This is a genomic window from Streptomyces sp. NBC_00009, assembly GCF_045040855.1.
In the GTDB taxonomy this organism is placed as follows: Bacteria; Actinomycetota; Actinomycetes; order Streptomycetales; family Streptomycetaceae; genus Streptomyces; species Streptomyces aureus.
This window is the reverse complement of record NZ_CP108312.1, coordinates 1011519-1036705: the sequence shown is the minus strand read 5'-3', so window position 1 is coordinate 1036705 and position 25187 is coordinate 1011519. Positions and strand designations below refer to the sequence as shown.

General features: G+C 70.6%; 23 protein-coding genes. 20 read left to right on the top strand and 3 right to left on the bottom strand.

Annotated features, from left to right (window positions below; all coding sequences use genetic code 11):
- Positions 1 to 20: 20 nt before the first annotated feature.
- The 3 genes from OHA58_RS04745 to galE form a co-directional block, all read right to left on the bottom strand.
- Positions 21 to 1304 (bottom strand): bifunctional class I SAM-dependent methyltransferase/N-acetyltransferase, encoded by a 1284-nt coding sequence (locus OHA58_RS04745; RefSeq protein WP_405476739.1) that lies wholly within the window; start codon positions 1302 to 1304, stop codon positions 21 to 23.
- A 248-nt stretch (positions 1305 to 1552) separates the two neighbouring features.
- Positions 1553 to 2485, bottom strand: coding sequence for a cation diffusion facilitator family transporter (locus tag OHA58_RS04740; protein WP_405476737.1), 933 nt, complete (start codon positions 2483 to 2485; stop codon positions 1553 to 1555).
- A 166-nt stretch (positions 2486 to 2651) separates the two neighbouring features.
- Positions 2652 to 3635: a UDP-glucose 4-epimerase GalE gene (gene galE, locus OHA58_RS04735; protein ID WP_405476735.1), complete on the bottom strand. Its 984-nt coding sequence runs from the start codon at positions 3633 to 3635 to the stop codon at positions 2652 to 2654.
- Positions 3636 to 3896: 261 nt separating this feature from the next.
- Between galE and OHA58_RS04730 the strand changes: the two genes are divergently transcribed.
- The 20 genes from OHA58_RS04730 to OHA58_RS04635 all read left to right on the top strand — a co-directional run bounded on the left by OHA58_RS04730 (position 3897) and on the right by OHA58_RS04635 (position 25162).
- A complete protein-coding gene (locus tag OHA58_RS04730; protein ID WP_405484769.1) occupies positions 3897 to 5723 on the top strand; it encodes a DUF5941 domain-containing protein in 1827 nt (608 codons plus the stop codon).
- Positions 5720 to 6472, top strand: a complete 753-nt coding sequence (locus OHA58_RS04725) for a sugar phosphate nucleotidyltransferase (protein WP_405476734.1) — start codon at positions 5720 to 5722, stop codon at positions 6470 to 6472. The genes OHA58_RS04730 and OHA58_RS04725 overlap by 4 nt, the downstream gene beginning before the upstream one ends.
- Entirely contained in the window at positions 6460 to 7524 is a 1065-nt protein-coding gene (locus OHA58_RS04720; RefSeq protein WP_405476732.1) for an iron-containing alcohol dehydrogenase family protein, read from the top strand. Before OHA58_RS04725 ends, OHA58_RS04720 begins: the two co-directional genes overlap by 13 nt.
- The gene (locus OHA58_RS04715; protein ID WP_405476730.1) at positions 7502 to 8281 is read left to right on the top strand and encodes a CDP-alcohol phosphatidyltransferase family protein; all 780 of its coding nucleotides are present in this window, start codon (positions 7502 to 7504) and stop codon (positions 8279 to 8281) included. The genes OHA58_RS04720 and OHA58_RS04715 overlap by 23 nt, the downstream gene beginning before the upstream one ends.
- Positions 8278 to 9162, top strand: a complete 885-nt coding sequence (locus OHA58_RS04710; protein ID WP_405476728.1) for a glycosyltransferase family 2 protein — start codon at positions 8278 to 8280, stop codon at positions 9160 to 9162. The genes OHA58_RS04715 and OHA58_RS04710 overlap by 4 nt, the downstream gene beginning before the upstream one ends.
- A 97-nt stretch (positions 9163 to 9259) precedes the next feature.
- Complete coding sequence (locus OHA58_RS04705; protein ID WP_405476726.1) at positions 9260 to 10189, top strand: ABC transporter permease; 930 nt, start codon at positions 9260 to 9262, stop codon at positions 10187 to 10189.
- Positions 10182 to 10979 carry an ABC transporter ATP-binding protein gene (locus tag OHA58_RS04700; RefSeq protein WP_227298363.1) on the top strand — a complete coding sequence of 266 codons (798 nt, stop codon included), beginning with the start codon at positions 10182 to 10184 and terminating at the stop codon, positions 10977 to 10979. The genes OHA58_RS04705 and OHA58_RS04700 overlap by 8 nt, the downstream gene beginning before the upstream one ends.
- A gap of 427 nt (positions 10980 to 11406) precedes the next feature.
- Positions 11407 to 12312, top strand: a complete 906-nt coding sequence (gene hpnC / locus OHA58_RS04695; RefSeq protein WP_405484767.1) for a squalene synthase HpnC — start codon at positions 11407 to 11409, stop codon at positions 12310 to 12312.
- Positions 12309 to 13262 (top strand): presqualene diphosphate synthase HpnD, encoded by a 954-nt coding sequence (hpnD, locus tag OHA58_RS04690; protein WP_405476724.1) that lies wholly within the window; start codon positions 12309 to 12311, stop codon positions 13260 to 13262. The genes hpnC and hpnD overlap by 4 nt, the downstream gene beginning before the upstream one ends.
- Complete coding sequence (locus OHA58_RS04685) at positions 13259 to 13408, top strand: DUF6380 family protein (protein ID WP_405476722.1); 150 nt, start codon at positions 13259 to 13261, stop codon at positions 13406 to 13408. Before hpnD ends, OHA58_RS04685 begins: the two co-directional genes overlap by 4 nt.
- Before the next feature lie 11 nt (positions 13409 to 13419).
- A complete protein-coding gene (gene hpnE, locus OHA58_RS04680; RefSeq protein ID WP_405484765.1) occupies positions 13420 to 14820 on the top strand; it encodes a hydroxysqualene dehydroxylase HpnE in 1401 nt (466 codons plus the stop codon).
- The gene (locus tag OHA58_RS04675) at positions 14817 to 15947 is read left to right on the top strand and encodes a polyprenyl synthetase family protein (protein WP_405476720.1); all 1131 of its coding nucleotides are present in this window, start codon (positions 14817 to 14819) and stop codon (positions 15945 to 15947) included. The genes hpnE and OHA58_RS04675 overlap by 4 nt, the downstream gene beginning before the upstream one ends.
- Before the next feature lie 104 nt (positions 15948 to 16051).
- Positions 16052 to 18061, top strand: a complete 2010-nt coding sequence (gene shc, locus OHA58_RS04670) for a squalene--hopene cyclase (protein WP_405476719.1) — start codon at positions 16052 to 16054, stop codon at positions 18059 to 18061.
- The gene (locus OHA58_RS04665; RefSeq protein ID WP_405476718.1) at positions 18061 to 18720 is read left to right on the top strand and encodes a 1-hydroxy-2-methyl-2-butenyl 4-diphosphate reductase; all 660 of its coding nucleotides are present in this window, start codon (positions 18061 to 18063) and stop codon (positions 18718 to 18720) included. The genes shc and OHA58_RS04665 overlap by 1 nt, the downstream gene beginning before the upstream one ends.
- 5 nt (positions 18721 to 18725) lie before the next feature.
- On the top strand, positions 18726 to 19748 hold the full coding sequence (gene hpnH, locus OHA58_RS04660; RefSeq protein WP_405476717.1) for an adenosyl-hopene transferase HpnH: 1023 nt from the start codon (positions 18726 to 18728) through the stop codon (positions 19746 to 19748).
- A 6-nt stretch (positions 19749 to 19754) separates the two neighbouring features.
- Entirely contained in the window at positions 19755 to 20921 is a 1167-nt protein-coding gene (gene ispG / locus OHA58_RS04655) for a flavodoxin-dependent (E)-4-hydroxy-3-methylbut-2-enyl-diphosphate synthase (protein ID WP_405476715.1), read from the top strand.
- Positions 20922 to 20947: 26 nt separating this feature from the next.
- Positions 20948 to 22861: a 1-deoxy-D-xylulose-5-phosphate synthase gene (dxs, locus tag OHA58_RS04650; protein ID WP_405476712.1), complete on the top strand. Its 1914-nt coding sequence runs from the start codon at positions 20948 to 20950 to the stop codon at positions 22859 to 22861.
- Entirely contained in the window at positions 22858 to 24243 is a 1386-nt protein-coding gene (locus OHA58_RS04645; protein WP_405476709.1) for an aspartate aminotransferase family protein, read from the top strand. Before dxs ends, OHA58_RS04645 begins: the two co-directional genes overlap by 4 nt.
- 107 nt (positions 24244 to 24350) lie before the next feature.
- Positions 24351 to 24992: a helix-turn-helix domain-containing protein gene (locus OHA58_RS04640; protein ID WP_405476706.1), complete on the top strand. Its 642-nt coding sequence runs from the start codon at positions 24351 to 24353 to the stop codon at positions 24990 to 24992.
- Complete coding sequence (locus OHA58_RS04635) at positions 24989 to 25162, top strand: DUF6126 family protein (RefSeq protein WP_199841643.1); 174 nt, start codon at positions 24989 to 24991, stop codon at positions 25160 to 25162. Before OHA58_RS04640 ends, OHA58_RS04635 begins: the two co-directional genes overlap by 4 nt.
- Positions 25163 to 25187: the final 25 nt, after the last annotated feature.

Sequence of the window (25187 nt, the reverse complement as noted above, 5' to 3'; positions counted from 1 at the left end):
CGGGCGGGACATGCGCAGGGTCAGACGCCGAAAGCGGCCGGGTAGGTGATCGTGCCCTGCGGCACCTGCCAGGAACCGTCCGCCGCGCCCAGGACGAGCGCCATCATCGCCTCGTCGGGCACCTCGAAGCCGGGCCGGATGCCGTACCCGGAGGCGGGCGAGCAGTGCCATCCGGGGGACACTCCCGGACCCCCGGCGAACCTCCGGTAGTACTCCGGGTCCCCGAGCACGAGGACGAGCCGCTCCCCACGCGCGCGTGCCGCGTCGAGCGCCGCGCTGACGACCGCCGAACCGGCGCCCGTGCGCTGGTATCGAGGAAGTACCGCGACGGGTGCCAGGGCCGCCGCGGGCGCGCCGCCGACCAGGCAGCGGGTGATCAGCGCGTGCGCCGCCACGGTGCCGTCCGGCGCCTCGGCGACGTACGACAGACCCGGCAGCCACGCCCCGTCGTCCGCCCGCAGGGCGTCGACCAGGTCGGCCTCCGCCTCCGTCGGGAAGGCGGCGGCGTTCACGGCGTGCACGGCCGCGGCGTCGGCGGCCGACTCCGGCCGCGTGGGCCACGACGCCGCGGGGCGCAGCGCGTAGCCGGTGTAGCCGTAGTCCTCGCCGTGGTCGCGCCGCATGGCCAGCTCGGCGCGCGCGCCTGCGAGGGCCTCGGCCATGCCGGGTGCCTGCGGGTCCGCGGCGTCGGCGCGCTCGGCGAGCGGGCCGTAGTACTCGTCCCAGTCGGACTCGGGCTGCGGGTGGACGCCGAGCACGGAGTACCCGGCGCCGGTGCAGGCCCGGACGTTCTCCTCGGTCGTCCGCAGCGCGTAGTGCGGCTCCCAGAAGGCGCGTGCCTCGGGGGACGGATCGGCGGCGGTCCACTCGCACTCGGTGAGCACGAGCGAGCCGCCCGGGGCGAGCAGCCGCTTCCACCGCTGCAGTGTGTTGTCGAAGCCGATGGAGTACGCCGAGCTCTCGGCCCAGATCAGGTCGAACGAAGCATCCTGATAGGGGAGTTCGCCCATGTCGGCGTTGACCGGGTGGATCCGGCCGGCGAGGCCGCGCGCCTTCGCGGCGTCGCGCAGCTCGTCGAGGAACGGCTCGTGGAGGTCGACCGCGGTGACCTCGCCGCCGGTCTCGGCGGCCAGGAGCAGAGCGGAGCGGCCGGGGCCACAGCCGAGGTCGAGCACGCGCGGGCGCTCGGGCAGCGGCCCCACTAGGGAGAGGAGTCGCAGGGTGGTGGAGTCGGAGCCGGGGCCCTGCCGGGGAAGTCCGTGGTGCAGGGCGAAGAAGGCGTCACGTACGACGTTGTCTGTCAACGGTTTGAACCCTTGGGTGTGAGGGCCCCGCCAACGCACACCCGACAACCGAAAAGAGGAGGGGGAGAGTCAGCCGGTGGCCCGGGAGATGGGGATGCACCTGTCGCTGCGCGGGGCAGCGCTCACCGCGACGACAGTCATCAACCCACCTCCTCAAAGATCCATGGCCAACGTAGCACGCAGCGTGCGCGCCCGGCCCGCCATTAAAGACACTGGCCCGCCATCAAAGAAGCCAAGAAGCAGAGGCCTCAGTGGCAGAGCTTCGCCTCGTGCTCCGCGTGTCCGACCGGCTCCAGCTGGAACGTGCAGTGCTCGACGTCGAAGTGGACGCCGAGGCAGCCCTGGAGTTCGTGCAGCATCTTCTCGTGCCCGATGGCGTTGAGGGCCTCCGAGCTCACGACGACGTGCGCGGACAGGACGGGCATGCCCGAGGTGATCGTCCAGGCGTGCAGGTCGTGGACGTCCAGGACGCCGGGCAGCCCCGCGATGTGTGCGCGCACCTCCGCCATGTCGACGCCCTTCGGCGCCGCTTCGAGCAGCACGTTCAGCGTCTCCCGCAGCAGCTTCACGGTCCGCGGGACGATCATGAGGCCGATGGCGATCGACGCGATCGGGTCGGCGGCCTGCCAGCCGGTGGCCAGGATGATCGTCGCCGAGATGATCACGGCGACCGAGCCCAGCGCATCGGCAGCCACCTCGAGGAAGGCGCCGCGCACGTTGAGGCTCTCTTTCTGGCCGCGCACCAGGATCGACAGCGAGATCATGTTCGCGACGAAGCCGATCACGCCGAAGACGATCGTCAGCCCGCCCTCGGTCTCGGCGGGTTCCATGAACCGCTGGATCGCCTCGACCAGCACATAGCCGCCGACACCGAGCAGCAGCAGGCAGTTGGCGAGCGCGGCCAGGATCTCGGCGCGCGCGAATCCGAAGGTGCGCTGTTCGCTCGCGGGGCGGTTGGCGAAGTGGATGGCGAGCAGCGCCATGCCGAGCCCGAGCGCGTCGGTCGCCATGTGTGCCGCGTCCGCGACCAGGGCGAGCGAGTCCGCGAGGACCCCGCCGACGATCTCGACCACCATCACGGTCAGGGTGATGCCGAGCGCGATGCGCAGCCGGCCCAGATGCGCGGCCGAGGCTGTGCCCGTGGGCGCGTGGCTGTGCCCGTGATCGTGTCCGGCCCCCATGGAAACCGCCCTCCGTCCGTTCGTCGGCGCTCCTCCGTGGAGAGGCGCGCCCGCCCCCGCGATCACAGTGAACTACGGGTAGGGGGTATCTGCAAACACTGCACTGAACACCGTTGTCATGTGCCCTGACCTGCGGAAATGGGCGCAGGTCAGGGCGTCGCGAGGGTCAGTTGCCGGCGGTCTCTGGGTGCCGCAGCCGCCAGCCCGCCCACGCCGACTCGACCATCTCGCGCACCCCGCGACTCGTCGCCCAGCCGAGCTCCTTCGCCGCGAGTTCCGCGACTGCCACCGCACGCGGGGAGTCGCCCGCACGGCGCGGCTCGACCACGGCCGCCCGCGGGTCGCCGCTGACCTCGGAGATCAGGTCGACCAGTTCGCGTACGGAGACGCCCTCGCCGGAGCCGATATTCACGGTCAGGTCGCCCGTCGCGCCCGGCTCCATGAGCCGGCGCGCGGCCGCGAGATGGGCCTCGGCGAGATCGGCGACGTGCAGATAGTCACGTACGCACGTGCCGTCCGGCGTCGGGTAGTCGTCGCCGAAGATCCGGGGGGCCTCGCCGCGGCTCAGCCGGTCGAAGACCATCGGGATCACGTTGAAGACGCCGGTGTCCGCGAGCTCGGGGGCGGCGGCGCCCGCCACGTTGAAGTAGCGCAGGCACACGGTCGCCATGCCGTGCGCGCGGCCGGCCGCCCGCACCAGCCACTCGCCCGCCAGCTTCGTCTCGCCGTAGGGGCTCATCGGCGCGCAGGGGGTGGACTCGGTGATGAGGTCCGCGTCCGGATTGCCGTACACGGCCGCGGACGAGGAGAAGACGAAGCGCCGCACACCGGCCTCGGCGACCGTGTCCAGGAGCACCGCGAGGCCGCCCACGTTGTCGCGGTAGTAGAGCTCGGGCCGCTCCACGGACTCCCCGACCTGCTTGCGGGCCGCGAGATGCACCACACCGGTCACGGAGTGCTCGGCGCACACCCGCTTCACCAGCTCGGGGTCCAGGGCCGAGCCCCTGACCAGCTCGATGTCCGACGGCAGCCGCTCGGCCACCCCGGTCGAGATGTCGTCGAGGACGACCACGTCCTCACCGGCGGCAGCCATCGCCCGCGCCACATGTGCCCCGATATAACCCGCTCCGCCTGTGATCAGCCATGTCATGGTCGACCACCCTAGGCCGTGCCCGTACGTGCCCCCGCGTGAGCAGCAGTTTGTGGGGCGGGGCCTTGATCGACAATGATGGCGGGGCGGTCGCGCACACTCAGACCGCTCTTATCGGGCCGTAAACGGGCGGTGAACGTCCGCTTCTCATCATCCGATAGCCTCTGCCGACGTGCCGCCCGGCCGATCTCGGCCCGGGGCGCCCCCACCACGCCTGTGCCCGCTGCGCCGGCGTGCAGGCAATCCAAGGAGTGAGTTCGTCTGTCGACCGCCATCGTCACCGGTCAGCCGGTACCCGGGTCGTCGCTCGAGGGCGAGCTGCGGGCACTCGGCTTCGACGTGCGGCTCGCCCCGGACGCCGCACAGGCAGGGGCGGCGCTCGCCGCGGTCCCGGCAGGACAGCGGGTCGCGCTCGTCGACGCGGGCTTCGTGGGCCACACCCACGCACTGCGCCTCGGCCTCACCGACCCCCGCTTCGCCGCCTCGGCCGTCCCCGGAGCCGTCTCCGTACAGCCCGCGGCCCGCGAGGCGCTGACCGACGCCCTGCGTGACACCGCCGAAGGGCCTTCCCCGACGGACTTCGGTACGCGGGCCGGCACCCTGGCCGGCGTGCTCGCCGACCGCGTCGCCGAGCGCCTGGCGGCGGCGTACGGCACCGAGGTGCACCACCCCGAGCTCGGTGAGCTCGTCGCCGCCGTGCCCGCCGACCCGCAGGCCCGCAACGAGGCCCGCCAGGCGGTCGCCTCCGTCGACGACGAGGCGATCCGGCTGCGTACGGCGGTCAAGGCGCGCGACGGCTTCTTCACGACCTACTGCATCAGCCCGTACTCCCGCTACATCGCCCGCTGGTGCGCCCGGCGCGGTCTCACCCCGAACCAGGTGACGACGGCCTCGCTGTTCACCGCGCTGATCGCGGCGGGCTGCGCGGCCACCGGCACCCGCATCGGCTTCGTCGCCGCGGGACTGCTGCTCCTCTTCTCCTTCGTCCTGGACTGCACGGACGGGCAGCTCGCCCGCTACTCCCTGCAGTACTCGACGCTCGGCGCCTGGCTCGACGCGACCTTCGACCGCGCCAAGGAGTACGCCTACTACGCGGGCCTCGCGCTCGGCGCGGCCCGCGGCGGTGACGACGTGTGGGCGCTCGCGCTCGGCGCGATGGTCCTGCAGACCTGCCGCCATGTCGTGGACTTCTCCTTCAACGAGGCGAACCACGACGCGACGGCCAACACCAGCCCCACCGCGGCCCTCTCGGACAAGCTCGACAGCGTCGGGTGGACGGTCTGGGTGCGCCGGATGATAGTGCTGCCGATCGGCGAACGCTGGGCCCTGATCGCGGTGCTCACCGCGCTGACGACGCCGCGCATCACGTTCATCGTCCTGCTGATCGGCTGCGCCCTCGCGGCGACGTACACCACGGCCGGCCGCGTCCTGCGCTCGCTGACCCGCCGGGCCACCCGCACGGACCGGGCCGCACAGGCCCTCGCGGAGCTCTCCGACAGCGGGCCGCTGAGCGAACTGCTCCAGCGCGCGGTGCGCGGTGTGCCTCGTCACACGGCCCCGGCGATCGCCGCGCTCGGAGCCCTGGTCCTCGTACTCGCCACCGCGCTGTCGGACTACGGCAGCTGGTGGCCCGTCCTCGGCGCCGCCGTCTACGCGCTGACCTCCGCCGCGGCCGTCTCGCGCCCCCTCAAGGGCCCCCTCGACTGGCTGGTCCCGCCCGTCTTCCGCGCCGCCGAATACGGCACGATCCTGTTGATCGCAGCGAAAGCGGACGTAAACGGAGCGTTGCCGGCGGCTTTCGGACTGGTGGCCGCGGTCGCCTACCATCACTACGACACGGTGTACCGCATCCGCGGTGGCACCGGCGCGCCGCCGCGCTGGCTGGTCCGGGCGATCGGCGGGCACGAGGGCAGGACGCTGGTGGTCACCGTGATCGCCGCACTGCTCACCAACACAGATTTCACTGTCGCGCTCACGGTTTGCGCCGTGGCCGTGGCACTGGTGGTGCTCGTCGAGAGCATCCGCTACTGGGTGACCGCCCACAGGCGCGGCGCACCCGCCGTACACGATGAAGGAGAACCCGCATGATCGGCCTCGTGCTGGCTGCCGGCGCCGGACGGCGTCTGCGTCCCTACACCGACACGCTGCCCAAGGCCCTGGTGCCGGTCGGCCCCGAGGGTGACGAGGAGAGCCTCACGGTTCTGGACCTGACCCTCGGCAACTTCGCCGAGATCGGTCTGACCGAGGTCGCGATCATCGTCGGGTACCGCAAGGAGGCCGTCTACGAGCGTCGCGAGGCGCTCGAGCAGAAGTACGGCGTCAAGATCACCCTGATCGACAACGACAAGGCCGAGGAGTGGAACAACGCCTACTCCCTGTGGTGCGGTCGTGACGCGATCAAGCACTCGGTGATCCTCGCCAACGGCGACACCGTGCACCCGGTCTCCGTCGAGAAGACGCTGCTCGCCGCCCGCGGCGACGGCAAGAAGATCATCCTCGCCCTCGACACGGTGAAGGACCTCGCCGACGAGGAGATGAAGGTCGTCGTCGGCCCCGAGGGCGGCATGACGAAGATCACCAAGCTCATGGACCCGGCCGAGGCGACCGGTGAGTACATCGGCGTCACGCTCATCGAGGGCGAGGCGGCCGACGAGCTCGCCGACGCGCTCAAGACCGTCTTCGAGACGGACCCGCAGCAGTTCTACGAGCACGGCTACCAGGAGCTCGTGAACCGCGGCTTCCGGATCGACGTGGCCCCCATCGGCGACGTCAAGTGGGTCGAGATCGACAACCACGACGACCTCGCCAAGGGACGTGTTATCGCGTGCCAGTACTGACGAGGCTCATCCCCTCGCCGGTCGTCGTCGACATCCGGCCGGGAGCGATCGACGACCTGGCCACGGTCCTCGCGGACCAGCGGATCTCGTCGTCCACCGGACGCCTGGCCATCGCGATCAGCGGTGGCTCGGGCGCGGTGCTCCGCAAGCGCCTCGAACCGCAGCTGCCCCGCGCGGAGTGGTTCGAGGTCGGCGGCGGCACGCTCGACGACGCGATCAAGCTCGCCGACGCCATCAAGAAGGGCCGCTACGACGCGGTCGTGGGCCTCGGCGGCGGCAAGATCATCGACTGCGCCAAGTTCGCCGCGGCGCGCGTCGGTCTGCCGCTGGTCGCCGTAGCGACGAACCTGTCGCACGACGGCCTGTGCTCGCCGGTCGCGACCCTCGACAACGACGCGGGCCGCGGCTCGTACGGCGTGCCGAACCCGATCGCCGTCGTCATCGACCTCGACATCATCCGTGAGGCCCCGGTCCGCTTCGTGCGGTCCGGCATCGGTGACGCCCTGTCCAACATCTCCGCGATCGCGGACTGGGAGCTCGCCGCCCGCGAGCGCGGCGAGGACATCGACGGCCTGGCCGCCGCCATGGCCCGCCAGGCCGGCGAGGCCGTGCTGCGCCACCCCGGCGGCGTGGGGGACGACGCGTTCCTCCAGGTCCTGGCCGAGGGGCTGGTCCTCACCGGCATCGCGATGTCGGTGTCGGGCGACTCCCGCCCGGCGTCCGGCGCCTGCCACGAGATCAACCACGCCTTCGACCTCCTCTTCCCCAAGCGCGCCGCGAGCCATGGCGAGCAGTGCGGCCTGGGCGCGGCCTTCGCGATGTTCCTGCGGGGAGCGCGCGAGGAGTCGCTGTACATGGTCGAGGTCCTGCGCAGGCACGGCCTGCCCGTGACCCCCGAGGAGATCGGCTTCACCGTGGACGAGTTCGTCCAGGTCGTGGAGTTCGCGCCGCAGACCCGTCCGGGCCGGTACACGATCCTCGAGCACCTCAATCTGTCCACCGACCAGATCAGGGACGCCTACGCCGACTATGCAAAAGCCATCGGTAGCTGAGCTCCGCCCGGTCGTTCACCCCGCAGGGGTGAAGGACCGGCGGAGCGGCGAGCACTGGGGCGGGCGGCTCTACATGCGCGAGATCTCGCTGCGCATCGACCGCCACCTCGTGAACACCAAGGTCAGCCCCAACCAGCTGACCTACCTGATGACCGTGTGCGGCGTCCTCGCGGCGCCCGCGCTGCTGGTCCCGGGTATCTGGGGCGCCGTTCTCGGCGTCGTCGCGGTCCAGCTGTACCTGCTGCTCGACTGCGTCGACGGCGAGATCGCCCGCTGGCGCAAGCAGTACTCGCTCGCCGGCGTCTGGATGGACCGAGTCGGCGCGTACCTGACCGACGCCGCGGTCCTCGTCGGCTTCGGTCTGCGCGCCGCCGACCTGTGGGGCAGCGGCCGGATCGACTGGCTGTGGGCCTTCCTCGGCACGCTCGCCGCGCTCGGCGCCATCCTGATCAAGGCCGAGACGGACCTGGTCGGCGTGGCCCGCGCGCAGAACGGCAAGGAGCAGGTCAAGGAGTCCGCGTCCGAGATCCAGGCCTCCGGCATGGCGCTCGCCCGCAAGGCGGCGTCGGCGCTCAAGTTCCACCGCCTCATCCTCGGCATCGAGGCGTCGCTGCTGATCCTGGTCCTCGCGATCGTCGACCAGATCCGGGGCGACCTGTTCTTCACGCGCCTGGGCGTGGCGGTTCTGGCCGGCATCGCGCTGCTCCAGACCGTGCTGCACCTGGTGTCCATCCTGGCGTCGAGCAGGCTGAAGTGAGTACGCGGATGAAGGTCGGCGCGGTGATCATCACCATGGGCAACCGCCCCGAGGAGCTGCGCGCCCTCCTCGACTCCGTCGCCAAGCAGGACGGCGACCGCGTCGAGGTGGTCGTGGTCGGCAACGGCTCCCCGGTCCCGGACGTCCCCGCCGGTGTCCGCACCGTCGAACTGCCCGAGAACCTCGGTATCCCGGGTGGCCGTAACGTCGGCATCGAGGCCTTCGGGCCCTCGGGCTCGGACGTGGACGTGCTGCTCTTCCTCGACGACGACGGCCTCCTGCCGAACACCGACACCGCGGAGCTGTGCCGCCGCGCCTTCGCCGACGACCCGAAGCTCGGCATCGTCAGCTTCCGGATCGCGGACCCGGAGACCGGTGTCACCGCGCGCCGCCACGTCCCGCGCCTGCGCGCCGCCGACCCGATGCGCTCCTCGCGCGTCACCACGTTCCTCGGCGGCGCCAACGCGGTGCGCACCAGTGTCCTCGCCGAGGTCGGCGGCCTGCCCGACGAGTTCTTCTACGCCCACGAGGAGACCGACCTCGCCTGGCGTGCCCTCGACGCGGGCTGGATGATCGACTACCGCGCGGACATGGTGCTGCACCACCCGACCACGGCGCCCTCCCGGCACGCGGTCTACCACCGCATGGTCGCCAGGAACCGGGTCTGGCTCGCCCGCCGCAATCTGCCGGCGCTCATCGTCCCCGTCTACCTCGGCGTCTGGCTGCTCCTCACGCTCGCCCGCCGCCCCTCCGGACCTGCGCTCAAGGCCTGGTTCGGCGGGTTCAAGGAAGGCTGGACGAGCCCGTGCGGCCCCAGGCGTCCCATGAAGTGGCGTACGGTGTGGCGCCTGACCCGACTGGGCCGACCTCCCATCATCTGACAAGCTCGTGTCTGAGAGCATTCGGCCCGTACCCCGGTCCCTGGCCCGTGCCTATGCCCGACCAGGCTGCGCACTTTGAAGACGAAAGTTTCCACTAGTGAGTGAGACAACGCATGACGGCGGTGTCGCGGTGACAGCGCGTCCGTCGCCCGACGAGGGGCTCTCCCCGGCCGACCTGGCCGCCAAGTACGGTCTGACCGTCAGTGGCGCCAGGCCCGGCCTGTTCGAGTACGTCAGCCAGCTGTGGGGGCGGCGTCACTTCATCCTCGCCTTCTCGCAGGCGAAGCTCACCGCCCAGTACAGCCAGGCCAAGCTCGGCCAGCTCTGGCAGGTGGCCACGCCGCTGCTGAACGCGGCCGTGTACTACCTCATCTTCGGCCTCATCCTGCACGCCAGCCGGGGCATGTCGATGGACGTGTACATCCCGTTCCTGGTCACGGGCGTCTTCGTCTTCACCTTCACGCAGAGCTCGGTGATGGCGGGCGTGAGGGCGATTTCGGGCAACCTGGGCCTGGTGCGCGCCCTGCACTTCCCACGGGCCTCGCTGCCGATCTCGTTCGCGCTCCAGCAGCTCCAGCAGCTGCTGTTCTCGATGATCGTCCTGTTCATCGTCGCGATCGGCTTCGGCAGCTACCCCGGTCTGTCCTGGCTGCTGATCGTCCCGGTGCTCGCGCTCCAGTTCCTCTTCAACACCGGACTCGCGCTGATCATGGCGAGGATGGGCTCGAAGACCCCGGACCTGGCGCAGCTGATGCCGTTCGTGATGCGTACGTGGATGTACGCGTCCGGCGTGATGTTCTCCATCCCGATCATGCTGGCCGACAAGCCCGCGTGGGTCGCCGACCTCCTGCAGTGGAACCCGGCCGCCATCTACATGGACCTGATGCGCTTCGCGCTCATCGACGGATACGGCTCCGGGAACCTGCCGCCGCACGTGTGGGCGGTCGCGGCCGGCTGGTCGGTGCTGGTCGCCGTCGGCGGCTTCGTCTACTTCTGGAAGGCAGAGGAGCGGTACGGCCGTGGCTGACGAAGACATCCTGGGCAAGAACGCAGGCAAGGGACACATCCCGACCGTCATCGCGGACGGGCTGCACATCGTCTACCGCGTCAACGGCGCCAAGACGGGCAAGGGCAGCGCGACCTCCGCGCTGAGCCGCATCGTCAAGCGCGGCGAGGAGCGCGGGGTCCGCAAGGTGCACGCCGTCAAGGGCGTCACCTTCACCGCGTACCGCGGCGAGGCGATCGGCCTGATCGGCTCGAACGGGTCCGGCAAGTCGACCCTGCTGCGCGCGATCGCCGGGCTCCTGCCGGCGGAGAAGGGCAAGGTCTTCACCGACGGCCAGCCCTCGCTCCTCGGCGTGAACGCGGCGCTCATGAACGACCTGACGGGCGAGCGGAACGTCATACTCGGCGGGCTCGCGATGGGTATGTCCCGCGAGCAGATCCGGGAGCGCTACCAGGAGATCGTCGACTTCTCGGGCATCAACGAGAAGGGCGACTTCATCACGCTCCCGATGCGCACCTACTCCTCCGGTATGGCGGCGCGGCTGCGCTTCTCCATCGCGGCGGCCAAGGACCACGACGTCCTCATGATCGACGAGGCCCTGGCCACGGGTGACCGCAAGTTCCAGAAGCGCTCCGAGGCCCGCATCCGCGAGCTGCGCAAGGAGGCCGGCACGGTCTTCCTCGTCAGCCACAACAACAAGTCGATCCGCGACACCTGCGACCGCGTGCTCTGGCTGGAGCGCGGCGAGCTGCGTATGGACGGACCGACAGCTGAGGTACTCAAGGAGTACGAGAAGTTCACGGGCAAGTAGCCGGGGCGGCCCCCGGGCAACCCTCTGCACCCGTTTCGCGTCTCAAGGCCCCGCCTGGATCTCCTCGGCGGGGCCTTGATATGCATGTAGATGGCAATTGATTCTCGCTGAGGTCAAGTGAAGGTCAACTTCCTTGCACGCAGGGAATCTTGGGGCCAATCGGTGTGTTGTTGTGATCTGCAGGAAACCCCGTCGGGGCAGGGCCGGTTGTACAACGTAAGCTGTACCGGTGCCGATTCGCGGCAAAGGGGCGATAATGCGCGACATCCTGACTCAGGGGTCGGGTCTGCTGTGCGTACGGCTGGGCGGCGTGTCCGAAATAGGATGTTTTGGGTCGGCAGTGTAGAACGGGAGATGTGACGGCAATGGCTATGGAAACTCTCCAGCTCCACGATGCTTTCGCCGTCCTAGTACCGGGCAGCGCGTGGTGACGGGATCATCGGGAGCGCCCGCCGGGTCCCCGGCCGGAGCGACACTCGACAAGGCCGCCGACGAGAACTTTCCGGTGGCCCCCTTCTTCCTGCCCCGGGACTGGCGCGACGACCTCATGGCGGTCTACGGCTTCGCCCGTCTCGTCGACGACATCGGTGACGGCGACCTCGCTCCCGGCGGCGCCGACGCCCGCCTCCTGGGCGTGTCACCCGAATGGGCCGACGGGGACCGGCTGGCTTTGCTCGACGCCCTCGAGGCCGACCTTCACCGGGTGTTCGATTCCACTCCCCGTCACCCCCTTCTGCGCGCCCTGCAGCCCACCGTGCACCGCCGCGGCCTCACCCCCGAACCCTTCCTCGGCCTCATCCAGGCCAACCGCCAGGACCAACTGGTCGCGCGCTACGAGACGTACGACGACCTGCTGGCCTACTGCGAGCTCTCCGCCAACCCGGTCGGCCGTCTCGTCCTCGCGATCACCGGCACCGCGACCCCGGAGCGCATCCGCCTCTCGGACGCCGTGTGCACCGGCCTGCAGATCGTCGAACACCTTCAGGACGTCGGCGAGGACCTGAGGCAGGGCCGCATCTACCTGCCCGCCGAGGACATGAAACAGTTCCACGTCCAGGAGTCCGATCTCGCCGCACCCACGGCGGGCGCATCGGTGCGCGCCCTGGTCGCGTTCGAGGCCGAACGCGCCCTCGGTCTCCTGAATGAAGGCACCCCCCTCGTGGGTAGCGTCCACGGCAGGCTGAAGCTGCTGCTTGCCGGGTTCGTGGCAGGGGGGAAGGCGGCGGTCACCGCGATCGCCGCCGTTTCGTACGACGTACTTCCTGGACCGCCCAAGCCCACCAAGCTCCGGTTGCTGCGTGAGGTGGGAGCGACTCTGCGAGGAGAGGGGTGAGCCGGACCGTGGAGTCAGACCAGCACGTGTCGGCAGCGGTACTCGCCGCATACGGCTACTGCGAGACCGTGACCGGACAGCAGGCACGTAACTTCGCCTACGGCATCAGGCTGCTGCCGACGGCCAAGCGGCGCGCCATGTCGGCGGTGTACGCGTTCTCGCGCCGCGTCGACGACATCGGCGACGGAGCGCTGCCGCCGGACGTCAAGGCCGACCGGCTCGACGAGACCCGGGCACTGCTCGCCCGGGTGCGCGACGGCGACGTGGCGGAGGACGACACCGATCCGGTGGGCGTCGCCCTCGCGCATGCCGCGCACCGGTTCCCGATCCCGCTCGGCGGCCTCGACGAACTCATCGACGGCGTCCTGATGGACCTGCGCGGCGAGACGTACGAGACCTGGGACGACCTCAAGGTCTACTGCCGCTGCGTCGCCGGCGCCATCGGCCGGGTCTCGCTCGGCATCTTCGGCACCGAGCCGGGCGCGCGCGGCGCCGAGCGCGCTTCCGAGTACGCGGACACGCTCGGGCTCGCGCTCCAGCTCACCAACATCCTGCGCGACGTGCGGGAGGACGCGGCGGACGGCCGCACCTACCTGCCCGCCGACGACCTCGCCAAGTTCGGCTGCTCGGCCGGATTCGACGCCCCGACTCCGCCGGTGGGCTCGGACTTCGCGGGCCTCGTGCACTTCGAGGTGCGCCGCGCCCGCGCCCTGTTCGCCGAGGGATACCGGCTCCTTCCGCTGCTCGACCGGCGCAGCGGCGCCTGCGTCGCCGCCATGGCCGGCATCTACCGGCGCCTCCTGGACCGCATCGAGCGCGAGCCCGAGGCCGTCCTGCGCGGCCGCGTCTCGCTCCCCGGGCGCGAGAAGGCCTACGTCGCCGTGCGCGGCCTGTCCGGTCTCGACGCCCGCAGCGTCTCCCGGCAGCACCTCAGGAGGCGTGTCCGATGAGCACGTCCGACAGAGCGGTCCGCACCGACGGGAAACGGCGGGCAACCCTCCGCGCCGACGCGGCGTCCATGACTTCAGCGGCCTGCCGTGCGTCTTTCAACCATCGCGCGCACACTGACGGAACGGCCGGAGGGGAGGGCGCATGAGCACCGGGAACATGCGGCCAGACGGGCCGGGCGCGGACACCGCCAGAGAATCCGGACGGCAGACCGCGGTCGTGGTCGGCGGTGGTCTCGCCGGGACCACGGCCGCACTCGCGCTCGCCGACGCGGGCCTCGACGTCACCCTGCTCGAAGGGCGCCCGAGGCTGGGCGGTCTCGCGTTCTCCTTCAGGCGCGGCGACCTCACCATCGACAACGGCCAGCACGTGTACTTGCGCTGCTGCACCGCCTACCGCTGGTTCCTCGACCGCATCGACGGCACGGCCCTGTCGCCCCTGCAGGAACGTCTCGACGTACCCGTCCTCGACGCCGACAGGAACCGGCTCGGCAGACTGCGCCGCACCGCACTGCCCGTGCCGCTGCATCTCGCCGCGAGCCTCGTCACGTATCCGCATCTCTCGCTCGCCGAGCGCGTCAACGTAGGGCGTGCCGCGCTGGCCCTCAAGGGGCTCGACCTGGGCGATCCGGCCCTGGACGAACGGGACTTCGGCAGCTGGCTGGCCGAACACGGCCAGTCGCAGCGCGCCATCGAGGCCCTCTGGGACCTGGTGGGCGTCGCCACCCTGAACGCCGTCGCCGGCGAGTCCTCGCTCGGGCTCGCCGCCATGGTGTTCAAGACCGGGCTGCTGTCCGAACCGGGCGCGGCCGACATCGGCTGGGCCCGCGTCCCCCTCGGTGAACTCCACGACACTCTCGCCCGCAAGGCACTCGACTCCGCGGGCGTACGCACCGAACTCCGTACACGCGTCACCTCCATCTCCCGTACCGAGAACGGACGTTGGAGCGTGGAGGTTCCCGGGGAGCGGATCGCGGCGGACACCGTCGTCCTCGCCGTGCCCCAGCGCGAGACGTACGACCTGCTGCCCGACGGCGCGCTCGACGACGCCGAGCGGCTGCTCGCCATCGGGACCGCGCCGATCCTCAACCTGCACGTCGTCTACGACCGCAAGGTCCTCAAGCGACCCTTCTTCACCGCGCTCGGCTCGCCGGTGCAGTGGGTCTTCGACCGCACGGAAGCGTCCGGGCTCACCGAGGGGCAGTACCTCGCGGTGTCCCAGTCCGCCGCGCACGACGAGATCGACGAGCCCGTCGCCGTGCTCCGCGAGCGCTACCTGCCCGAGTTCGAGCGGCTGCTGCCCGCCGCGCGGGGCGCGAAGGTACTCGACTTCTTCGTCACCCGGGAGCGCACGGCGACCTTCGCGCCGGCCCCCGGCGTCGGCGCGCTGCGGCCCACGGCCCGCACCAACGCCCCCGGCCTGTACCTGGCCGGCGCGTGGACCGCCACCGGGTGGCCCGCGACCATGGAAAGCGCGGTACGCAGCGGTGTCAGCGCCGCCGATGCCGCTCTCGCCGCACTCGACCGCCCACGCGGTCATCTGTTCCGGGAGGCGGCATGAAGCTCGATCTCCAGGGGGCGGACCATCCGGCCCCCGGCGACGCAACAAAAGGAGACCCTGTGCCCGCTGTGCCCTCGGCCGAACCGGCTGCCGACGCGGTGGACGTGACCGCGCTGCTCGAGCGCGGCCGGACCCTTGCCACCCCGGTGCTGCGGGCCGCCGTGGACCGCCTCGCACCCCCGATGGACACCGTCGCCGCCTATCACTTCGGCTGGATCGACGCCCAGGGCAACCCGGCCGACGGCGACGGCGGCAAGGCGGTACGCCCCGCGCTCGCCGTGCTGTCCGCCCAGGTCCCCGGCGCGGCACCCGAGGTGGGCGTGCCCGGCGCGGTCGCCGTCGAGCTCGTGCACAACTTCTCGCTCCTGCACGACGACCTGATGGACGGCGACGAACAGCGCCGCCACCGGGACACCGTCTGGAAGGTGCACGGCCCGGCGCAGGCCATCCTCGTCGGCGACGCACTCTTCGCCCTCGCCAACGAGGTGCTCCTCGAACTCGGCACCGCCGAGGCCGGCCGCGCCACGCGCCGTCTGACCGCCGCCTCGCGCGCCCTGATCGACGGGCAGGCGCAGGACATCAGCTACGAGCACCGCGAGCGGGTCACCGTCGAGGAGTGCCTGGAGATGGAGGGCAACAAGACCGGCGCCCTGCTGGCCTGCGCCTCCTCCATCGGCGCCGTGCTCGGCGGCGCCGACGACCGGACCGCGGACCAGCTGGAGAAGTACGGGTACCACCTCGGCCTCGCCTTCCAGGCCGTCGACGACCTGCTCGGCATCTGGGGCGACCCGGAGGCCACCGGCAAGCAGACCTGGAGCGATCTGCGCCAGCGCAAGAAGTCACTGCCCGTCGTCGCCGCGCTCGCCGCGGGCGGCCCCGCGTCCGAGCGGCTCGGTGAACTCCTCGCCGCCGACGCGAAGAGCAGCGACTTCGACACCTTCTCCGAGGAGGAGTTCGCGGCCCGCGCCGCCCTCATCGAGGAGGCCGGCGGCCGCGACTGGACCGCCGAGGAGGCGCGCCGGCAGTACGCCGTCGCCATCGAGGCCCTGGACTCCGTCCAGATGCAGGACCACGTGCGGGCGCAGTTCGTCGCGCTCGCGGACTTCGTCGTCGTACGAAAGAGATGATCACTATCGCCGGTATATGACTCGCAGTCGCCGGCCGGTGTCCATCCAGGGCATCGGCCGACGGCGGACCCAGCAGAGATCGAGCACTGCACGAAGGGGAAGCCATGACAGCGACGACCGACGGAAGCAGCGGAGCGGCAGCTCCCGGCGCGACCTCGGCCACCACTGCCCAATTGACCGACACGAGCCCCGGGGCGGCCGGGACGCACGACGCCGCCAACCGCGCCGTCCAGCGCGCCACGGACTTCCTGCTCGCCCGGCAGGACGCCCAGGGCTGGTGGAAGGGCGACCTCGACACGAACGTCACGATGGACGCCGAGGACCTGCTGCTGCGCCAGTTCCTCGGGATCGGGGACGAGGCGACCACCCGAGCCGCCGGGCTCTTCATCCGCGGTGAACAGCGCGACGACGGCACCTGGGCCACGTTCTACGGCGGCCCCGGCGAACTCTCCACCACCATCGAGGCGTACGTAGCCCTGCGCCTGGCCGGGGACGCCCCCGACGCGCCGCACATGGCGAAGGCCTCCGCCTGGATCCGGGAGCGGGGCGGCATCGCCGCGAGTCGCGTCTTCACCCGCATCTGGCTGGCCCTGTTCGGCTGGTGGAAGTGGGACGACCTGCCCGAACTGCCCCCGGAACTCATCTACTTCCCGAAGTGGATGCCGCTCAACATCTACGACTTCGGCTGCTGGGCCCGCCAGACCATCGTGCCGCTCACGGTCGTCTCCGCGAAGCGCCCCGTACGGCCCGCGCCCTTCCCGCTCGACGAGCTGCACACCGACGCGCGGGACCCCAACCCGGCCAAGCCCCTTTCTCCGGTGGCGAGTTGGGACGGCGCCTTCGAGCGGCTCGACAAGGCGATGCATCTGTATCGCAAGGTCGCGCCGCGCAGGCTGCGCAAGGCGGCCATGAACTCGGCCGCCCGCTGGATCATCGAGCGCCAGGAGAACGACGGCTGCTGGGGCGGCATCCAGCCCCCGGCGGTGTACTCCGTCATCGCCCTTCACCTGCTCGGCTACGACCTCGAACACCCTGTGATGAAGGCGGGGTTGGAGTCACTCGACCGGTTCGCCGTGTGGCGAGAGGACGGGGCCCGGATGATCGAGGCCTGCCAGTCTCCCGTGTGGGACACCTGCCTGGCCGTGATCGCCCTCGCTGACGCCGGCCTGCCCGCCGACCACCCCCGGCTGGTCAAGGCCGCCGACTGGATGCTCCGGGAGCAGATCGACCGGACCGGCGACTGGTCCGTACGCAGGCCCCAACTCGCCTCCGGCGGCTGGGCGTTCGAGTTCCACAACGACAACTACCCCGACATCGACGACACCGCCGAGGTCGTCCTCGCGCTGCGCCGCGTCCGGCACCCGGACACCGTGCGCATGGAGAAGGCCATCGAGCGCGGCGTGCGCTGGAACCTCGGCATGCAGTCGAGGAACGGCGCCTGGGCCGCCTTCGACGTCGACAACACCAGCCCGTTCCCGAACCGGCTGCCGTTCTGCGACTTCGGCGAGGTCATCGACCCCCCGTCCGCGGACGTCACCGGGCACGTGGTGGAGATGCTCGCCGTCGAGGGCATGTCGCACGACCCGCGCACCCGGCGCGGCATCGAGTGGCTGCTCGCCGAACAGGAGCCGAACGGCGCCTGGTTCGGCCGCTGGGGCGTCAACTATGTATACGGGACAGGGTCGGTGCTGCCCGCCCTGACGGCCGCCGGGCTGCCCGCCTCGCACCCCGCGGTCCGCCGCGCCGTGGCCTGGCTCGAATCCGTCCAGAACGACGACGGCGGCTGGGGCGAGGACCTGCGCTCCTACCGCTACGAGGACTGGAAGGGTCACGGCGTCTCGACCGCCTCGCAGACCGGCTGGGCGCTGATGGCGCTCCTGTCGGCGGGGGAGCGGGACTCCAAGGCCGTCGAGAGGGGAGCCGCCTGGCTGACCGAGACCCAGCTGGAGGACGGCACCTGGGACGAGCCGTACTTCACCGGCACCGGCTTCCCGTGGGACTTCTCGATCAACTACCACCTCTACCGCCATGTCTTCCCGCTCACGGCACTCGGCCGGTACGTCCATGGGGAGCCGTTCGCCGACCAGGCGTCCCTGCCGGGCAAGGGGAGCTGATGGCCCGATCCCCGGCGGCCCCGCGCCCGCCGGACGCCGCCCCGCTGCTGGTCGCCTGCGCGCTCGGCATCGAGCACCTCGCCCTGCGCACCGGCGCCCGGACCGGGGCGCCCGCCCCCGTGACCGTGCTGCGCACGGGCATGGGCCCCAAGGCGGCCGAGCGGTCCGTGGCCAAGGTCCTCGAGGACCCCGCCCTGCAGGACGCGGCGGTCGTCGCGACCGGCTTCTGCGCCGGCCTCGCCCCCGGGATGCACCCGGGCGACCTGGTCGTCGCCGAGGAGACCCGCGACCCGTACGGCTCCACGCCGTGCACCGGTACGGAACTCCTCGTCAAGGAGCTGGTCAGGGCGGTACCGGGACGGACCGTGCACACCGGTCCGCTCACCGGCTCCGACCATGTCGTGCGCGGACACGAGCGCGGCGACCTGCTCGCCACGGGCGCGATCGCCGTGGACATGGAGTCCGCGGCCACGCTGCGCACGGCGGCCGCGCGGGGCCCGCGTCCGGTTGCGGCCGTACGAGTGGTCGTGGACGCTCCAGAACATGAACTCGTCCGTATCGGCACGGTGCGCGGTGGAATATCAGCTTTCCGCGTTCTTCGTGCCGTGCTTCCCGCATTTTTCGAATGGCACCGTTCTTTGCTGCTCCCCCGGAGGTGAGCCAGATGGCCATGCCGCTTCGTCAGTCCATCAAGGTCGCGACGTACCTCATTGAACAGAAGGTTCGCAAGCGCGACAAGTTCCCGCTCATTGTCGAACTGGAGCCGCTGTACGCCTGCAACCTCAAGTGCGAGGGCTGCGGAAAGATCCAGCATCCCGCCGGAGTGCTGAAGCAGCGGATGCCCGTGGCGCAGGCCGTGGGCGCCGTCCTCGAGTCCGGCGCGCCGATGGTGTCCATCGCCGGCGGCGAGCCGCTCATGCATCCGCACATCGACGAGATCGTCCGGCAGCTGGTGGCGAAGAAGAAGTACGTCTTCCTCTGCACGAACGCGTTGCTCATGCGCAAGAAGATGGACAAGTTCACGCCCTCGCCGTACTTCGCCTTCACGGTGCACATCGACGGGATGCGCGAGCGTCACGACGAGTCCGTCGCCAAGGAAGGCGTCTTCGACGAGGCGGTGGAGGCGATCAAGGAGGCCAAGAAGCGGGGCTTCCGCGTCACCACGAACTCCACCTTCTTCAACACGGACACCCCGCAGAACATCATCGAGGTCCTGAACTACCTCAACGACGACCTCGAGGTCGACGAGATGATGCTCTCGCCCGCCTACGCCTACGAGAAGGCGCCCGACCAGGAGCACTTCCTGGGCGTGGAGCAGACCCGCGAGCTCTTCAAGAAGGCCTTCGCGGGCGGCAACAGGCGCCGCTGGCGCCTCAACCACTCGCCGCTGTTCCTCGACTTCCTCGAGGGCAAGGTCGACTTCCCGTGCACGGCGTGGGCGATCCCGAACTACTCGCTCTTCGGCTGGCAGAAGCCCTGCTACCTGATGGCGGACGGGTACGTCACCACGTACAAGGACCTCATCGAGAAGACCGACTGGGACGCCTACGGGCGCGGCAAGGACGAGCGCTGCAACAACTGCATGGCGCACTGCGGTTACGAGCCGACGGCCGTCCTCGCCACGATGGGCTCGCTCAAGGAGTCCCTCCGCGCCGCCCGCGAGACCGTCTCAGGGAATCGGGGCTGATACCCCATGAACTCCGGAGAGCCCGTCTCACTTGGGCTCCCTTCGCTGCCGGTCCGACCGATCGCCGACCGCAGAACGAGTCGGCAGATCCACGTCGGACCGGTGGCAGTGGGGGGCGGAGCGCCGGTGTCCGTGCAGTCGATGACGACGACGCGGACCTCGGACATCGGGGCCACGCTGCAGCAGATCGCCGAACTGACGGCGTCCGGCTGCCAGATCGTGCGGGTGGCGTGCCCCACGCAGGACGACGCGGACGCGCTCGCGACGATCGCGAGGAAGTCGCAGATCCCGGTCATCGCGGACATCCACTTCCAGCCGAAGTACGTCTTCGCGGCCATCGAGGCGGGCTGCGCCGCGGTCCGGGTGAACCCGGGCAACATCAAGCAGTTCGACGACAAGGTCAAGGAGATCGCGCAGGCGGCCAAGGACCACGGCACCCCGATCCGTATCGGGGTCAACGCCGGTTCCCTGGACGCCCGTTTGCTGAAGAAGTACGGAAAGGCGACGCCCGAGGCGCTCGTCGAGTCGGCGCTGTGGGAGGCGTCCCTCTTCGAGGAGCACGGGTTCAGCGACATCAAGATCTCGGTCAAGCACAACGACCCCGTGGTGATGGTGAACGCCTACCGGCAGCTCGCCGCTGCCAGTGACTATCCGCTGCATCTGGGTGTGACCGAGGCGGGCCCGGCCTTCCAGGGCACCATCAAGTCCGCTGTCGCCTTCGGGGCGCTGCTGAGTGAGGGGATCGGCGACACGATCCGTGTCTCGCTGTCCGCGCCGCCGGTCGAGGAGATCAAGGTCGGTATCCAGATCCTGGAGTCGCTGGGGCTTCGGCAGCGGCGTCTGGAGATCGTGTCGTGCCCGTCGTGCGGGCGGGCGCAGGTCGACGTCTACAAGCTGGCCGACGAGGTCTCCGCGGGCCTCGACGGGATGGAGGTGCCCCTTCGGGTCGCCGTCATGGGGTGTGTGGTGAACGGTCCCGGCGAGGCGCGCGAGGCGGATCTCGGCGTCGCGTCGGGCAACGGCAAGGGCCAGATCTTCGTGAAGGGCGAGGTCATCAAGACCGTCCCCGAGTCGAAGATCGTCGAGACCCTCATCGAAGAGGCGATGAAGATCGCCGAGCAGATGACGGACGCCGGGGTGGCCTCGGGCGCTCCCGACGTCACCGTGAGCTGAGGAACAACCGGAGAGGGGGCCCGAGCGTGACAATTCTGGAAAGCATCCGGGGGCCGCGCGATCTGAAGGCGCTGAGCGAGGAACAGCTCGACGAACTGGCCGCGGAGATCAGGGAGTTCCTGATCCACGCGGTCGCGAGAACCGGCGGCCACCTGGGACCCAACCTCGGGGTGGTGGAACTCTCGATCGCCCTGCACCGGGTCTTCGAGTCGCCGGTCGACCGGATCCTGTGGGACACCGGCCACCAGAGCTACGTGCACAAGATGCTGACAGGACGTCAGGACTTCTCGAAGCTGCGCGGGAAGGGCGGCCTGTCCGGCTACCCCTCGCGCGAGGAGTCCGAGCACGACGTCATCGAGAACAGCCACGCGTCCACCGCGCTCGGCTGGGCGGACGGCCTCGCCAAGGCCAACCAGGTCCTGGGGGAGCGGGGCCACGTCGTCGCCGTCATCGGCGACGGGGCGCTCACCGGCGGCATGGCCTGGGAGGCGCTCAACAACATCGCGGCCGCCAAGGACCGCCCGCTGATCATCGTCGTCAACGACAACGAACGGTCCTACGCCCCGACCATCGGCGGCCTCGCCAACCACCTGGCCACCCTGCGCACCACCGACAGCTACGAGAAGGTCCTCGCCTGGGGCAAGGACGTCCTCCTGCGCACCCCCGTCATCGGACACACCGTGTACGAGTCCCTGCACGGCGCCAAGAAGGGGTTCAAGGACGCCTTCGCGCCGCAGGGCATGTTTGAGGACCTGGGGCTCAAGTACGTGGGGCCCATCGACGGGCACGACCTGGGCGCGGTGGAGTCGGCGCTGCGACGTGCGAAACGGTTCCACGGGCCGGTGCTCGTGCACTGCCTCACCGAGAAGGGCCGCGGCTACGAGCCCGCCCTCGCGGACGAGGCCGACCGGTTCCACACCGTCGGCGTGATGGACCCGCTCACCTGCGAGCCCCTCGCGCCGTCCAACGGCCCGTCCTGGACCTCGGTGTTCGGCGACGAGATCGCCCGCATCGGGCGGGAGCGCGACGACGTCGTGGCGATCACCGCGGCGATGCTGCACCCGGTCGGCCTCACCAAGTTCGCCCAGGAGTTCCCCGGCCGGGTGTGGGACGTGGGGATCGCCGAGCAGCACGCGGCGGTCTCGGCGGCCGGACTCGCGACCGGCGGCCTCCACCCGGTCGTCGCCGTCTACGCAACCTTCCTCAACCGCGCCTTCGACCAGCTCCTCATGGATGTGGCGCTGCACAACTGCGGCGTGACCTTCGTCCTCGACCGGGCGGGCGTGACCGGCGTCGACGGCGCCTCGCACAACGGCATGTGGGACATGTCCGTCCTCCAGGTCGTCCCCGGCCTGCGCATCGCCGCGCCCCGAGACGCCGAGCAACTGCGGGCGCAGCTGCGCGAAGCGGTCACCGTGGACGACGCCCCGACGCTGATCCGCTTCCCGAAGGAGTCGGTCGGCCCCGAGATCCCGGCGGTGGACCGGATCGGCGGCCTCGACGTACTGCACCGGGCGGACGACCCGGACGTCCTGCTGGTCTCCGTCGGCGTGATGGCGCCGGTGTGCCTCCAGGTGGCGGAACTCCTGGAAGCGCGCGGCATCAACTGCACGGTCGTGGACCCGCGGTGGGTCAAACCCGTCGACCCGGACCTTGCGCCCCTCGCCGCACGGCACCGGCTCGTCGCCGTCGTCGAGGACAACAGCAAGGCGGCCGGCGTCGGCTCCGCCGTGGCGCTCGCGCTCGGCGAGGCCGAAGTCGACGTACCCGTACGGCGGTTCGGGATCCCCGACCAGTTCCTCGCGCACGCCAAGCGCGGCGAGGTGCTCGCCGACATCGGGCTCACGCCCGTCGAGATCGCCGGGCGGATCGGCACCAGCATGGCCCGCAGGGCCGAGACCGCGGCCCTCGTGGCCGGCAAGGAGAGCGACGACGTATGAGCAAGGAGTTCGATCTCGCAAGACTCCTGGCCGACCGCGGCGCCGAGCGCTACGAGCTGCACGCCAAGTACCTCAACCACCAGCTCCCGCGCATGCTGCACACCATCGGCTTCGACAAGGTCTACGAGCGGGCGGAAGGCGCCTACTTCTGGGACGAGGACGGCAACGACTACCTGGACATGCTCGCCGGGTTCGGCGTGATGGGCCTCGGCCGGCACCACCCCGTCGTCCGCAAGGCGCTGCACGACGTCCTCGACGCCTCGCTCGCCGACCTCACCCGCTTCGACTGCCAGCCGCTGCCGGGCCTCCTCGCCGAACGGCTCCTCGCCCACAGCCCGCACCTGGACCGGGTCTTCTTCGGCAACAGCGGGACGGAGGCCGTCGAGACGGCACTGAAGTTCGCCCGGTACGCCACGGGCCGGCCCAGGGTCCTGTACTGCGGTCACGCCTTCCACGGACTGACCACTGGGTCTCTGTCCGTGAACGGCGAGTCCGGATTCCGGGACGGCTTCGCGCCGCTCCTGCCGGACACGGCGGTGCCGCTCGGTGACCTCGACGCCCTGCGCGCGGAGCTCGCGAAGGGCGACGTGGCAGGGCTGATCGTCGAGCCCATCCAGGGCAAGGGCGTCCACGGGACACTGCCCGGCTATCTGCGCGCCGCTCAGGAGCTGCTCCACCAGCACAAGGCGCTGCTCATCGCGGACGAGGTGCAGACGGGCCTCGGCAGGACGGGCGACTTCTACGCCTACCAGCACGAGGAGGGCGTCGAACCCGACCTCGTATGCGTGGCGAAGGCGCTCTCCGGCGGCTATGTGCCCGTCGGCGCGACCCTCGGCAAGGACTGGATCTTCAAAAAGGTCTACTCGTCCATGGACCGCGTCCTCGTGCACTCGGCCAGCTTCGGCTCGAACGCGCAGGCCATGGCCGCAGGGCTCGCCGTGCTCTCCGTGATGGAGAACGAGGAGGTCGTCGCGAACGCCCGGGTGACCGGTGAGCTCCTGAAGTCCCGGCTCACCGCGCTCGTCGACCGCTACGAGCTGCTGAGCGACGTACGCGGCCGCGGCCTGATGATCGGCATCGAGTTCGGGCGGCCGAAGTCGCTGAAGCTGCGCAGCCGCTGGACGATGCTCCAGGCCGCGCGCAAGGGTCTCTTCGCGCAGATGGTCGTCGTGCCGCTGCTCCAGAAGCACCGGATCCTCACGCAGGTCTCCGGCGACCATCTGGAGGTCATCAAGCTGATCCCGCCGCTGATCATCGGGGAGCGCGAGGTGGACCGCTTCGTCGAGGCGTTCACCGCCGTCATGGACGACGCGCACTCGGGCGGCGGGCTGATGTGGGACTTCGGCAAGACGCTGGTGAAGCAGGCGGTCGCCAACCGCTGACCGCTTCGTAAGGCCACTTCCTGAAGAAGGTCGCTGTACGAAGGTCGCTGTTTGCCTCTGGGGCAAGAAATTTGCCCCAAAGGTACGGCTCTGGCTCAATCGACGATATGAGCCCTGCCCCTCCGGAGCCGGCTCCGGAACCCACGGAGCTGCCCGCCGTCGCCCCGCAGCTGCGCGAACTCCGGCGCCGCGCCGCCCTGACCCTGGAGGCCGCGGCCCGCGCCGCCGGGCTCTCGCCCGCGCACCTCTCCCGCCTGGAGACGGGCCGCCGTCAGCCCTCGCTCCCGATGCTGCTCGCCCTCGCCCGCACCTACGGTACGACGGTCTCCGAGCTCCTGGGCGAGACGCCCGCCGACAGGGACGCCGTCGTGCGCTCCGGCGACATGGAGCCCACCGAGGCGGGCGGCTGGATCTACCGGCAGGCGGGCGCCCCGGGGCGCGGCATGCAGGCCTTGCGCGTGCACGTGCCGTTCGGAGCCCAGGGCGACATCGTGCGGGTCCACCCCGGTGAGGAGTGGCTGTACGTCCTCGAAGGGCGGCTGCGGCTGCGCCTCGGCGATACCGCGTACGCGCTCGCGCCGGGGGACAGCGCGCACTTCGACTCGCTCACCCCGCACCGGATCGCCGCCGCCGACCGCGACGGCGCCGAGCTCCTCTTCGTACACACCCTGCTGCAGAGCCCGTCCGCCGCGCTGTGTCTCGGCCCGGCGACGGGCGGCGGCGAACGGACCCAGGGAGGCCCTCGATGAGCGCAGAGCCCAACGACGTGACCGAGCCCGAGCGGCAGCCCGCCCGGCGTGACATTGAGGACAAGCTCCCGCGCGGCATCTGGGTGCGCCTGCTTGTCTACGTCTTCGCCGGGCACCTCGTCGCGGGCTTCATCTATCTGCTGTTCACGCTGGGGGCGTCACGCGGGTGACGCGCGGGTGACGCGCCCCGCGTGT

What these genes read in the sequence shown, in the direction of transcription:
- OHA58_RS04740 (WP_405476737.1), bottom strand. Translation starts at nt 2,485, where the DNA reads ATGGGGGCCGGACACGATCACGGGCACAGCCACGCGCCCACGGGCACA.
- galE (WP_405476735.1), bottom strand. Translation starts at nt 3,635, where the DNA reads ATGACATGGCTGATCACAGGCGGAGCGGGTTATATCGGGGCACATGTG.
- OHA58_RS04725 (WP_405476734.1), top strand. Translation starts at nt 5,720, where the DNA reads ATGATCGGCCTCGTGCTGGCTGCCGGCGCCGGACGGCGTCTGCGTCCC.
- OHA58_RS04715 (WP_405476730.1), top strand. Translation starts at nt 7,502, where the DNA reads ATGCAAAAGCCATCGGTAGCTGAGCTCCGCCCGGTCGTTCACCCCGCA.
- OHA58_RS04685 (WP_405476722.1), top strand. Translation starts at nt 13,259, where the DNA reads ATGAGCACGTCCGACAGAGCGGTCCGCACCGACGGGAAACGGCGGGCA.
- hpnE (WP_405484765.1), top strand. Translation starts at nt 13,420, where the DNA reads ATGCGGCCAGACGGGCCGGGCGCGGACACCGCCAGAGAATCCGGACGG.
- OHA58_RS04675 (WP_405476720.1), top strand. Translation starts at nt 14,817, where the DNA reads ATGAAGCTCGATCTCCAGGGGGCGGACCATCCGGCCCCCGGCGACGCA.
- shc (WP_405476719.1), top strand. Translation starts at nt 16,052, where the DNA reads ATGACAGCGACGACCGACGGAAGCAGCGGAGCGGCAGCTCCCGGCGCG.
- OHA58_RS04665 (WP_405476718.1), top strand. Translation starts at nt 18,061, where the DNA reads ATGGCCCGATCCCCGGCGGCCCCGCGCCCGCCGGACGCCGCCCCGCTG.
- hpnH (WP_405476717.1), top strand. Translation starts at nt 18,726, where the DNA reads ATGGCCATGCCGCTTCGTCAGTCCATCAAGGTCGCGACGTACCTCATT.
- ispG (WP_405476715.1), top strand. Translation starts at nt 19,755, where the DNA reads ATGAACTCCGGAGAGCCCGTCTCACTTGGGCTCCCTTCGCTGCCGGTC.
- OHA58_RS04645 (WP_405476709.1), top strand. Translation starts at nt 22,858, where the DNA reads ATGAGCAAGGAGTTCGATCTCGCAAGACTCCTGGCCGACCGCGGCGCC.
- OHA58_RS04640 (WP_405476706.1), top strand. Translation starts at nt 24,351, where the DNA reads ATGAGCCCTGCCCCTCCGGAGCCGGCTCCGGAACCCACGGAGCTGCCC.
- OHA58_RS04635 (WP_199841643.1), top strand. Translation starts at nt 24,989, where the DNA reads ATGAGCGCAGAGCCCAACGACGTGACCGAGCCCGAGCGGCAGCCCGCC.